This is a genomic window from Pseudomonas sp. PDM18 (genome assembly GCF_014852585.1).
Taxonomy (GTDB): domain Bacteria; phylum Pseudomonadota; class Gammaproteobacteria; order Pseudomonadales; family Pseudomonadaceae; genus Pseudomonas.
Window position 1 is genome coordinate 63,920 of sequence record NZ_JACVBX010000015.1, and the last position, 12,383, is coordinate 76,302.

Here is a 12,383-nt window from a genome sequence, read left to right on the forward strand (position 1 = left end):
GGATCGGGCGGGCAGCTCAACCGACATCTCACCAGGTATCGATCAGTGGACGCTTTTTCCCCTGGCGCGGTGCGGGCTTCGGCGTCGACGCCAGGCCGCGCAGCAACCAGCGGCGGGTGTCGGCCGGGTCGATGACGTCGTCGATCTCCAGGTAGCTCGCCATGTTCAGCCCCTTGCCGTTGCGGTAGGCGGCGGCGACCAGCTTGTCGAACAGCTTCTGCCGCTCCAGCGGGTCTTCAATCGCGGCCAGCTCCTTGGCGTAGCCGAGGCGGATCGCTCCCTCCAGCCCCATGGCGCCGAACTCGCCGCTGGGCCAGGCAACGGTAAACAGCGCGGCGTGGAAGCTACCGGCGGCCATGGCCTGCGCGCCGAGGCCATAGCCCTTGCGCAGGACCACGGTGAAGAACGGCACGCTGAGGCTGGCGGCGGTGACGAACATGCGTGAGACGTGGCGCACGGTGCCGGTCTTCTCCGCTTCCGGGCCGACCATGAAGCCGGGGGTGTCGCACAGCGAAATGATCGGCAGGTCGAAGGCGTCGCACAGCTGCATGAAGCGCGCGGCCTTGTCGCCGGCCTCGGCGTCGATGGCGCCGCCCAGGTGCATGGGGTTGTTGGCGATCAGGCCGAACGGCTTGCCTTCGATGCGCACCAGCGCGGTGACCATCCCGGCTGCGAAGTGCCGGCGCAGTTCCAGCACCGAGCCGCTGTCGGCCAGTTGCTCGATGACCTGGCGGATGTCGTAGACGCGCAGGCGATTCTCCGGCACCGCATGGCGCAACAGGCGCTGGTCGGCGCACTGCCAGTCGGCGCTATCGCCCTGGAAGTAGGCGAGGTACTGGCGGGCGACGCGGGTGGCTTCGGTTTCGTCCTCCACCAGCACGTCGATCACGCCATTGGCGCTCTGCACGTCGCTGGGGCCGACTTCCTCGGGAGCGAACCTGCCCAGGCCGCCGCCCTCGATCATCGCCGGACCCGCCATCCCCAGGCTGGTGTCGCGGGTGGCGATGATTACGTCGCAGCAGCCGAGCAGCGCGGCGTTGCCGGCGAAGCAGCGGCCGGAGACCACCCCCACCAGCGGCACCAATCCCGAGAGCCGCGCGAGGCCGACGAAGCTCATGTTGTCGAGCCCGGCCACGCCGACGAAATCGGTGTCGCCCGGACGTCCGCCGCCGCCTTCCGCGTAAAGCACCAGCGGAATGCGCCACTGCTCAGCGAGGTGCAGCATGCGGTCGGTCTTCTTGTGGTTCATCACGCCCTGGGTTCCGGCGAACACTGTGTAGTCGTAGGCCAGCACCAGGCAGCGCGCCTTCTCATTGCCGAACTGCGCGGCGTTGATGCTGCCCAGGCCGCTGACCAGACCGTCAGCGGGGCTGCTGGCGATCAGTTCTTCGACGCTGCGACGACGGCGCTGGGCGGCGATGGCCAGGGCGCCGTACTCGATGAAGCTGCCTTCATCGAGCAGGTCGGCGAGGTTCTCGCGGGTGGTGCGCTTGCCGATCCGGTGGCGCTTGGCGACGGCGTCCGGGCGGCGCTCGTCGAGGCCGATGGCGTGGCGTTCGAGCACTTCGGAGAGGTCGGCGCGGATGGCGTCGAGATCGATGGCGGCGCTGCTTTCATGGTTCTGTGCTTCGATCTCTGCCGGCTCGACGAACAGCAGCGCGTCGCCGTCGCCGAGGCTGTCGCCGGGGGTGGCGGCGAGACTGTGGACGATGCCACTGGCGCTGGCTTTTACCTCGAATTCCATCTTCATCGCCTCGACCACGGCGATGGTCTGGCCCTGGGCAACGGCATCGCCTGTGGCCACGTTCAGGCTGACCAGCACACCCGCGCTCGGCGTAGCGAGAGGGATGCAGCCGGCCGGTGCTTCGCTGCTGCGCGGGGCTTCCCCGGATGCGCCGGCATGGCTGAAGAAGCGATGCGGGTGCGCGTGATCCTGTGCGCCCAGCAGTGTGGGCAGGTGTTCTTCGATGTAGCGGGTGGTGACCTGGTTGTCCGCCACCGGGCTCTGGCGCAGCAGATTTAGCAGCAACGGAATGTTGCTCGCCACGCCTTCGAGGCGGAATTCGCAGAGCGCGCGATAGGCGCGCTGCACCAGCTGTGGATAGCCGCCGTTGCCGTGGACGATCAGCTTGGCCAGCAGCGAGTCGTAGCCGGCGCTGTTGCGGTAGCCCGCGTAGCCGTAGCCATCCACGCGCAGGCCGGGGCCGCTGGGCGGCTCGTAGGCGCTCAAGGTGCCGCAAGCGAGATGGGGCGTGCCGTCGCTGGCGAGGGTTTCCAGGTTGATCCGCAGTTGCAGGGCGTGGCCGCGCGGCACGGGAATCTCCGCCTGGGTCAGGTTCAGCTCGGCGAGGCTGGCGCCCGCGGCGATACGCAGTTGCGCCTGGACCAGGTCGATGCTGGTCACTGCCTCGGTGATGGTGTGTTCGACTTGCAGGCGCGGGTTGGCTTCCATGAACACGAAGTCGCCGCTGTCTTCGTCCAGCAGGAATTCGAAGGTGCCCAGGCCGCGATACTCCACAGCTTCGGCCAGGCGCACGGCAGCGGCGAGGATAGCACCGCGCAGGCGCGGATGCAGGTTTGGGCTGGGGGCGATCTCAAGCAGTTTCTGATTGCGTCGCTGCAAGGTGCAGTCGCGCTCCCACAGATGGCTGACGACGTGGCCGTCGCCGATGACTTGCACCTCGATGTGGCGGGCGTGCTGGATCAGGCGCTCGACGTAGAGGCGATCATCGCCAAAGGCCGCGCGGGCTTCGGCCTGACAGCGGGCGTAGGCGTCAGCGATTTCCTCGATGCTGCGCACCGCGCGCATGCCGCGCCCACCGCCGCCGGCGAGGGCCTTGATCATCATGCCGGCGCCGGCGGGCAGTTCGCGGAAGAAGCGTTCGGCATCTTCCAGTGAGGTCGCGCGGTTGCTGCCGGCGGCCAGCGCCACGCCGTGATCGCGGGCGAGGTCGCGGGCGCGGGCCTTGTCACCGAAGACGTCGAGCACCTCCGCCGAGGGGCCGACGAAGGTGAGCCCGGCGCTTTCGCAGCGCCGGGCGAAGCCGGCGTTCTCGGAAAGGAAGCCATAGCCCGGATGCACCGCGTCGCAGCCCTGGGCCAGGGCGATGTCGATGATCTGCTGCTGGTCGAGGTAGGCGCTGGCGCCACGCCCTTTCAGGGCCGTGGCCTGGTCGGCCTGGCGAGTGTGCAGCGAGGCGGCGTCGTCCTCGGCGAAGATCGCCAGCGTCTGGATACCCAGCTCGGCGGCGGCGCGGGCAATGCGGATGGCGATCTCGCCACGGTTGGCGATGAGCAAGCGGGACACGGGCATGGCGATTCCGTTGTGCTTCTTGTGATGAGGAATCGCACCATCTTAGGCGGGGGCGTTAGCCGGGGAATCAACTGCTGCGTTGCGAATGCCTCAGGCTTCGCGGGCCTTATGAGCGGCGACCGGCCGGGAGCCGGCCGCCGCGTACGGGATCACCCGTTGGCTCCGCCGTCGCCGGCGTTTTTCTTCAACAGCTGCAGGGCTTTTTCGGTCTGCGCGATGCAGGCCTTGGTGTCACCTGCGGCCTGGGCCTGGGCGGCCTTTTCCTGCAGACGCATGGCCTGCTCCTGGGCCTGGGTGTTGTTGGTGACGGTTTTCACCGCGTCATCGACTTTCTGCAGATTGTCGCTGCACAGATCGGCGGCAAAAGCCGGCGACGCCAGCAGGGCGGCTGTAATGAGCAGGGCGGCACGTTTCATGGCAGTACTCCTGTCAACTTGACCGTTGTCGCGGACCGAACGAGCGGGCCGTACAGGGTGGACTGCCACGATTCACGTGGGGTTCAGAGAATCGGCCCGGCGGTTGTCGGGAGTTCGACGCACACGCCCAGGCCAGCGCCATCCAGCCCTTCGTGCAGGGAAATGCGCCCGTGGTGGATTTCCACGATGCGCTTGACGATCGGCAGGCCCAGGCCGCTGCCGTTGCTGCTGGCGACGCTGGGGCTGCGGTAGAAGCGGGTGAAGATCGCTGCCTGTTCTGCCGGTGCTACGCCGGGGCCGTTGTCGCGGACCCAGAGGGTCAGTCGGTCACTCGCGCTCTCCAGGCTGACGGCCACGCGGCCGCCTTCGGGGGTGTAGCGCAGGGCGTTGCCGACCAGGTTGGTGAGCATCAGACCGAGCCATGCCGCGACGCCTCGCAGCGTGACCTCCTGGCTATCGAGGGTCAGTTCGATCTGCTTGTCGATGGCCTGCGGTGCAAGATCGGCGATGGTGTCTTCAGCCAGCAGGCGCAGGTCCACCGGGGCAAAGATTTCGTGCAGTTCTTCGGCATCGAGCCGCGCCAGCAGGAGGATCTGTTCCATCAGTGCGCTGATCCGTTCAACGCTGCGACTGACCTGCTGCAGCCCGTGAGCGTGGGCGGCCGGGTCGGACGAGCGAAGTGCCACCTGGGCGTGGGTGCGCAGACTGGCCAGCGGCGTGCGGATTTCGTGGGCGGCGTCGCTGGTCAGCCGGCGCTCGGCTTCCATTGCCGAATGCAGGCGCTCCAGCAGCAGATTCAGTTCGCTCACCAGGCTGTGCACTTCCACCGGTGCGCGGCTCAGGGCCAGCGGGTGGAGGCTGTGGGCGCTGCGCTGGTGCACCTGTTCGATCAGGCCGCGCAGCGGCGCCAGGCCCTGGCGCACGCCGAACCACACCAGCACGCCGAACAGCGGCAGGGCCAGCAGCAACGGGAACAGGGCGCTGAATAGCAGCAGGTGCAGGGTCTTGTGGCGATAGTGCAGGTCCTCGAAGACCCAGATGCGCACCTCGTCGGTCCCTGCCGTATTCATGTGCAGCACGCGCCAGTTGACCCCGCCACTGAGCAGGTCGGAGAAGCCCGGCGGCTGCGCTTCGATTCCCGTGGGTGGTTTGTGGGTGGCCAGCAGCGGTTGGCCGCGGTACCAGATGGCATAACCCAGCGTGGCTTCGCGGCGGATCAGCGGCAGCCCTTCGATGGCCTTGCGGCTGCGCGCGAGGATTTCCATGGCGTCGGTGGACTGCGGGTCTATCGCGTCGGCAATGTCGACCAGGCTCAGGGCGGCCTGGCCGAAGTCGATCATGTCCTGGTCGTAGAGGCGGTTCACCTGCTCGCGGGTCAGGTGGTAGGTGAACAGGCCCGCGACCAGCCACAGCACGGAAACACCGCCGATCAGGGTCAGCAGCAGGCGCCGGCTGATGGAGCCGGCGCGACGGGGGGCGCTGCTCAAGCTCGTGCGGCGCCTTCGGGGCGGTCGATGCCGTAGCCGATGCCGCGCACGGTGCGGATCAGGCTGTTGCCCAGCTTGCGCCGCAGGTGGTGGATGTGGACCTCGATGGCGTTGCTTTCCAGGTCTCCGTCCCAGCCGTACAGGGCTTCCACCAGGCGTGCACGGGACAGCACCTTGCCGCGCTGTTCCAGCAACAGGCGCAGCAGCGCGTATTCGCGCGGAGCCAGGTCCACCGGCGATCCAGCCAGGCTGACCTGGTGGGTGGCCGGGTCCAGCGCCAGTTCGCCGTGCTGCAGCAGCGGGATGGCCCGACCGGTATGGCGACGGGTGAGAGCGCGGACGCGGGCGAGCAGCTCGTCGAGGTCGAAGGGTTTGGTCAGATAGTCGTCAGCGCCGGCGTCGAGTCCGGCGACGCGGTCGGCCACCTTGTCGCGCGCGGTGAGGATCAGCACGGGGGTCAGGTTGCCGCGGCGGCGCAGCCCGCGCAGCACTTCCAGGCCATCCTTGCGCGGTAGCCCGAGATCGAGGACGAGCAGGTCGAATTCGTCGGTGGCCAGCGCCTGTTCGGCGGCAACGCCGTCACTCACCCAGTCGACGGTGTCGCCTTCCAGACCGAGCCCGGCGCGAATGCCGTCGCCCAGCAACTGGTCGTCTTCTGCCAACAGGATTCTCATCTTGGTCCCCTCATACGGCCTGTGCAGCAGGATAGCTGGCGTGACCCGGTTAGGGCAGAGGGTGAAGAGGGCGGATTAAGAGCCTGTTAACGGCAAGCAGCGGATGGGACCATGGAAAGTAGGGCGAATAACCTGGAACAGGTTATTCGCCGTCTTTGCCAACGGCGGATAACGCCGGGGGCGTTATCCGCCCTACGTCAGGGTTGTGGATGGGCGCGCGCGGGTGACCCGATCCACCAGGTAGACCACGCCGCGATAATCGATGCCGCCATGGGCGGACAGGCCGATCTCGCAGGTGCGGCTGGTGGAGACGCCTTCCTCGCAGTACTGCACCGCGTCCTTGAGCGTGCGCAGCGAGTGCGCGTTCAGCTCGGGCGTGGTGAAGCCCTTGTCGCCGGCGAAGCCGCAGCAGTGGATGCCCTCGGGGATCACCACCTCGCGGGTGCAGCGCTTGACCAGATCGATCAGCGCCTGGCTTTCGCCCAGGTGCTGGGTGCTGCAGGTGACGTGCACGGCAACCGGCTTCTCCTGTGGCTGGAAGTCCAGGCGCTCGACCAGGTGGGTGCGGATGAACTTCACCGGGTCGTAGATATTCAGCCGGTCGTCCGCCAGGTCCTGCACCAGGCGCAGGGTGCAGGGGCTGGTGTCGCAATAGATCGGGTCGAGGCCGCCGCGGCTGGCGCGCAGCAGTTCGGCGAGCAGCTCGCCGCGCTTGGCGTCGGCCTGTTCCTTGTAGCCTTTGGAAGCGAAGGGCTGGCCGCAGCAGAGGTTGTCGGCGTTGTCCGGGAGGACCACCTGGTAGCCGGCTTTTTCCAGAAGCTGGCGGGTCTTGTCGATCAGCGGCATCTGCTCTTCGTCCGCCGCCGCCGGGCCCATGGCGCGGGAGATGCAGGCGGTGAGGTAGACGACGCGCGGCTTGCCGTTATCCACAGGCTCTGATGCAGCTGCGAGGCGCACGGGTTGCGGCATGGCCGGCGTCCACTGCGGCACGCGGCCCTTGCTGGCGTGGCTGATGGAAGCGCTGAGGCGGGCCAGGCGCGGCGCGCCGAGCACCATGCGCGCACCGTTGGCGGCATGAAGCATGAACTTCGCACCCTTGAGCGCAGTGGCGAAGTGGCGTGCGAGCCAGGTGGCGGTGCCGGCGTGGTGCGCTTCCTCGCCGCGCAGTTTGCGGATCAGTTCGCCGGTGTTGATGTTCACCGGGCAGCGCTGGGCACACAGGCCGGTGGCGGCGCAGGTGTCGATGCCCTGGTACTGGTAATGGCGCTCCAGCTCCGTGGTATCGACGCCGGCGCGGCGCTTGGCCTGGATGTCGCGCCACATGACGATGCGCTGGCGCGGGCTGAGGGTCAGCCCTTTGGACGGGCAGACTGGCTCGCAGAAGCCGCACTCGATGCACTTGTCGACGATCTCGTCGGCGGCGGGCAGCGGCTTGAGGTTCTTCAGGTGTAGCTGCGCATCGTCCGTCAGTACCACGCCGGGGTTGAGGATGCCGGTAGGGTCGAGCAGGCGCTTGAGCTGCCACATCAGTTGGTAGGCGTCGTGGCCCCATTCCAGCTCGACGAAGGGCGCCATGTTGCGCCCGGTGCCGTGCTCGGCCTTGAGCGAGCCGCCGTATTCCACGGCGACCAGGTGCGCGACGTCGTCCATGAACGCCGAGTAGCGCGCGATCTGCTCAGGCGATTCGAAACCCTGGGTGAAGACGAAGTGCAGGTTCCCTTCCAGCGCGTGGCCGAACAGGATGGCTTCGTCGTAGCCGTGCTTGTCGAACAGCTCGATCAGGCGGTTCACGCCTTCGGCCAGCTGTTCGACGGGGAAGGTGACGTCCTCGATGATCACCGTGGTGCCAGTCTCGCGAACTGCGCCGACGGCCGGGAAGGTGTCCTTGCGGATGCGCCAGAGCTGGTTGTAGACCGCCGGGTCTTCGCTGAAGTCGACCTGCTTCTCCACCGGGTAACCGGCGATGGAGGCGCTGATCTGCGTGAGTTGTTCGTGCAGCAGCGACTGGGTCGCCGCGCGGGATTCGATGAGCAGTGCGCAGGCGCCTTCGGACAGGCTCTTCACCCACGTCGGCATGCCCTGCATGTTCTCCACCGAGCGCAGGCTGCGGCGGTCCAGCAGTTCCACGGCGGAGACCGGTTGCTGCTTGAGCACGGTCACGGCCTTGCAGCAGGTCTCCACGTCGGGGAAGACGATCAGCGCGCTGGCCTTGTTCGGGTGGTCGGGCACGGTGTCGTAGGTGACCGCGCTGATGAAGCCCAGGGTGCCCTCGGAGCCGACCATCAGGTGGGTGAGGATATCCAGCGGCTCGTCGTAGTCGACCAGCGCGTTCAGCGACAGGCCGGTGGTGTTCTTCAGGCGGTACTTGTGGCGGATCTTCGCGGCCAGCTCGGTGTTGGCGCGGGTCTGCCGGCCCAGCTCGGCGAGCTGGTCGAGCAGGGCGCCATGATTGTCGCGGAAGGCGGCGACGCTGGCGGGCAGCTCGCTGTCCAGCAGGGTGCCGTCGGCCAGCAGCAGCCGCAGCCCGGCCAGGGTGTGGTAGCTGTTCTGCGCAGTGCCGCAGCACATGCCGCTGGCGTTGTTGGCGACGATGCCGCCGATCTTGCAGGCGTTGATCGACGCCGGGTCCGGGCCGATCTTGCGGCCGAACGGAGCCAGCCAGGCGTTGGCCTGGGCGCCGATTACGCCGGGCTGCAGGCGAATCTGCGTACCGCCGTCGCGGATGTCGCGGCCGTTCCAGTTGTCACCCAGCACCAGCAGCACTGAGTCGCTCACGGCCTGGCCGGAGAGGCTGGTGCCCGCGGCGCGGAAGGTTACCGCGACCTGATTGGCGTGGGCGGCCTTGAGCAGGCTGGCGACTTCGTCTTCGCTTTCCACCCGGATCACCAGTTTGGGGATCAGCCGGTAGAAGCTGGCGTCGGTGCCGAAGGCCAGGGTCGAGAGCGCATCGTCGAAGCGGCGCTCGCGGGGTATCAGGTGTTCTACCGTGTCGAGGAACGCGGCGGGCAGGCTCATGGCGGCTCCAGTCATCATCGGTGAGCGTGGACCGCTGGACGGTCCATCGGTGTTCTTTTGATTTGAACGCGTTGTGGGAGCGTTCTTTTCGTAGGAGCGAGCTTGCTCGCGAACCCGGTGGGCACGGAGCTTGGCAGGTTCGCGAGCAAGCTCGCTCCTACAGATGGGGCTCTCAGGCGCCCAGTTCGCGCACCAGCGAATCGCGAGTGATCTCGCCAATGGTCTTGGCGCCGGTGAGCACCATGGCCACGCGCATTTCCTTCTCGAACAGGTCCAGCAGGTTCTTCACGCCGGCTTCGCCATGGGTGGCCAGGGCGTAGAGGAAGGCACGGCCGATGAGCACGGTGTCCGCGCCCAAGGCGATCATACGGACCACGTCCAGACCGTTGCGGATGCCGGAGTCGGCGAGGATCTTCAGGTCGCCCTTCACGGCGTCGGCGATGGCCGGCAGGGCACGGGCGCTGGAGAGCACGCCGTCGAGCTGGCGGCCGCCGTGGTTGGAGACGACGATGCCGTCGGCGCCGAATTTCACTGCATCCTTTGCGTCTTCCGGGTCGAGGATGCCCTTGATGATCATCGGGCCGTCCCAGAATTCACGGATCCATTCCAGGTCCTTCCAGGAGATCGACGGGTCGAAGTTGGCGCCCAGCCAGCCGATGTAGTCGGCGAGGCCTGTGGGGTTGCCGCGGTACTTGGAGATGTTGCCCAGGTCGTGAGGCTTGCCCAGCAGGCCAACGTCGAGAGCCCAGGTCGGGTGGGTCATGGCCTGCCAGACGCGGCGCAGCGGCGCGTTCGGGCCGCTCATGCCGGAGTGGGCGTCTCGGTAGCGGGCGCCGGGCACCGGCATGTCGACGGTGAACACCAGGGTCTTCACACCGGCGGCCTTGGCGCGTTCCAGCGCGTTGCGCATGAAGCCGCGATCCTTCAGCACATAGAGCTGGAACCACATGGGCCGGTCGATGGCCGGGGCGACTTCCTCGATGGGGCACACCGACACCGTGGACATCGTGAAGGGGATGCCCTTTGCCGCGGCCGCGCGGGCTGCCTGTACTTCGCCGCGCCGGGCGTACATGCCGGTCAGGCCGACCGGGGCCAGGGCGATGGGCATGCTCAACGTCTCGTCGAACAGCTTCGTCTCAAGGCTCAGCTCGGACATGTTCTTCAGCACGCGCTGGCGCAGGGCGATGTTGGCCAGGTCGTCGACGTTGTTGCGCAGGGTGCGCTCGGCGTAGGCGCCGCCGTCGGCGTAGTGGAAGAGGAACGGCGGCAGCTTGCGTTGGGCCGCGGCGCGGTAGTCGGTAGAGGCAGAGATGATCATTGGGCTCTTCCGTTTTGAGAGAAAAGTTTTGGATCGAGCGAGCTAGAGCGAGACAAGGCGGAAATGGCCGAGGGAGCGGAGCCTACAACTGTAGGTGAGCATCCCCGAGGCCATCTCCAGCGCAGTATCGCTGACGCGCAGTCGATCAGCGCTCGGTCAGTGCACCAGCATGCCGGTGAAGATGTACGCCTGGGCCAGGGTGATCAGACCCACCAGGGCGGCGAACATCAGGCTGTGCTTGAGGGTGAAGCGGAACAGATCGGATTCCTTGCCGACCATGCCGGTGGCGGCGCAGGCCACGGCGATGGATTGCGGCGAGATCATCTTGCCGGTCACGCCGCCGCTGGTGTTGGCTGCCACCAGGAGGGTGTCGTTGACCCCGATCTGGTGCGCGGTGGTGGACTGCAGCGAGCTGAACAGGGCGTTGGAGGAGGTATCCGAACCAGTCAGGAACACACCCAGCCAGCCGAGGAACGGCGAGAAGAACGGGAAGGCCGCGCCGGTGCCGGCCAGGACCAGCGCCAGGGTGGTGGACATGCCCGAGTAGTTGGTGACGAAGGCGAAGGCCAGGACCATGCCGATGGAGAGAATCGGCCATTTTAGCTCGACCAGGGTCTCCTTGAAGGTGGTCAGACCAGTTCTCGCACTGATGCGCAGGACGATCATCGAGACCACGGCGGAGAGGAAGATCGCGGTGCCGGTGGCCGAGACGGGGTCCAGCTTGAACACGGCGGCAATCGGCGTCGGGTTGGCGACGATGGGCGCGGTCTTCACCACTAGTTGGTCCAGGTGCGGGATGGCGAAGTTGAACACCAGGTTGTACAGCGCACCGCCCGGAGCGAAGAGCGCCTTGAACGGCTTCAGGGTCCAGATGGTGACCAGCACGGTCAGCACTAGGAAGGGCGACCAGGCCTTGAGGATTTCGCCGAAGCTGTAGGGAGTCGGCTCGGCGCTGCGCGGGCCGTTGCCGCCCATGACGGCGGCGCCGCCGGCGGTGGCGACCACTTCGCGCTCGCTGGCGGGTTGCCAGACTTTCAGGAACAAGGTTAGGGAAATCAGGCTGACCAGGGCGGAGGTGATGTCCGGCAGTTCCGGGCCGATAAAGTTGGAGGTGAAGTACTGGGTGATGGCGAAGCTGCCGCCGGCGACCAGGGCGGCCGGCCAAGTTTCCTTCACGCCCTTGAGGCCGTCCATCATGAACACCAGCCAGAACGGCACGAGGATCGACAGGAACGGCAGCTGGCGGCCGGTCATGGCGCCGATCTTGAACGCGTCGATGCCGGTGACCTGGCCCGCGACGATGATCGGGATGCCCAGGGCGCCGAAGGCGACCGGCGCGGTGTTGGCGATCAGGCACAGGCCCGCGGCATACAGCGGATTGAAGCCCAGGCCGACCAGCAGGGCAGCGGTGATCGCCACCGGCGCGCCGAAGCCCGCTGCACCTTCGAGGAAGGCGCCGAAGGAGAAACCGATCAACAGCACCTGCAGGCGCTGGTCGCCGGTGATCGACAGCACCGAGCTGCGGATCACCTCGAACTGGCCGCTCTTGACCGTGAGTTTGTAGAGGAACACCGCCGCGACGATGATCCAGGCGATTGGCCACAGGCCGTAGGCGAAGCCATAACCGGCGGCAGCGATGGCCATGTCGGCGGGCATGCCGAAGGCGACGATGGCGATGATGATCGAGAGGGCGAGGGTGATGCTGCCGGCGACGTGGCCCTTGAGGCGGAACACGGCGAGGGCGAGGAAGAAGAACACGATCGGGATGACGGCGACCAGCGCGGACAGGCCGAGGCTGCCGAGCGGGGTGTAGATCTGCTGCCAGGTTTGCATCTGGTTGGCTCCCTAATTGTTTTTGGGTGGAGGGCCTGGTTGCCGGTCGGGCGATTCCGATGCGCTTGTGGCGCGTTGGGCAGACGGTCGACTGATCGCGGCTTGTTGTTTTTCGTGCATGTGTTGTCGTGCAATCCGACTTCCGGTAAATTGGTATGACCAATTTACAAAGTCGAGCGCTCAGGGTAAAAGCCCTGCTGGCGGCGTGTCAATTTGCTGCTCTGCGACTTTTGTCGGGAGTGATCGGAAAGGCGAGGCGGGCTTGTTGTCGACGGCGGCGCCCGTCAGGCTGCCGCAAGCTGCGTAGGGCGCGGCCCAGAGTGAGAA

General features: G+C 66.8%; 7 protein-coding genes. All 7 read right to left on the bottom strand.

Annotated features, from left to right (window positions below; translation table 11 throughout):
* Positions 1-28 precede the first annotated feature (28 nt).
* On the bottom strand, positions 29-3,313 hold the full coding sequence (locus IB274_RS25275) for an acetyl-CoA carboxylase family protein (RefSeq protein WP_192435573.1): 3,285 nt from the start codon (positions 3,311-3,313) through the stop codon (positions 29-31).
* A 149-nt stretch (positions 3,314-3,462) separates the two neighbouring features.
* On the bottom strand, positions 3,463-3,729 hold the full coding sequence (locus IB274_RS25280; protein WP_081520678.1) for a hypothetical protein: 267 nt from the start codon (positions 3,727-3,729) through the stop codon (positions 3,463-3,465).
* Positions 3,730-3,812: 83 nt separating this feature from the next.
* Positions 3,813-5,216, bottom strand: a complete 1,404-nt coding sequence (locus IB274_RS25285; protein WP_192435574.1) for an ATP-binding protein — start codon at positions 5,214-5,216, stop codon at positions 3,813-3,815.
* On the bottom strand, positions 5,213-5,890 hold the full coding sequence (locus IB274_RS25290) for a response regulator (protein ID WP_192435575.1): 678 nt from the start codon (positions 5,888-5,890) through the stop codon (positions 5,213-5,215). Before IB274_RS25290 ends, IB274_RS25285 begins: the two co-directional genes overlap by 4 nt.
* A gap of 192 nt (positions 5,891-6,082) precedes the next feature.
* The gene (locus IB274_RS25295) at positions 6,083-8,905 is read right to left on the bottom strand and encodes an FAD-binding and (Fe-S)-binding domain-containing protein (protein ID WP_192435576.1); all 2,823 of its coding nucleotides are present in this window, start codon (positions 8,903-8,905) and stop codon (positions 6,083-6,085) included.
* 172 nt (positions 8,906-9,077) lie between these two features.
* Positions 9,078-10,223 carry an FMN-dependent L-lactate dehydrogenase LldD gene (lldD, locus tag IB274_RS25300; protein ID WP_192435577.1) on the bottom strand — a complete coding sequence of 382 codons (1,146 nt, stop codon included), beginning with the start codon at positions 10,221-10,223 and terminating at the stop codon, positions 9,078-9,080.
* A gap of 156 nt (positions 10,224-10,379) precedes the next feature.
* The gene (locus IB274_RS25305) at positions 10,380-12,056 is read right to left on the bottom strand and encodes a lactate permease LctP family transporter (RefSeq protein WP_192435578.1); all 1,677 of its coding nucleotides are present in this window, start codon (positions 12,054-12,056) and stop codon (positions 10,380-10,382) included.
* Positions 12,057-12,383 lie beyond the last annotated feature (327 nt).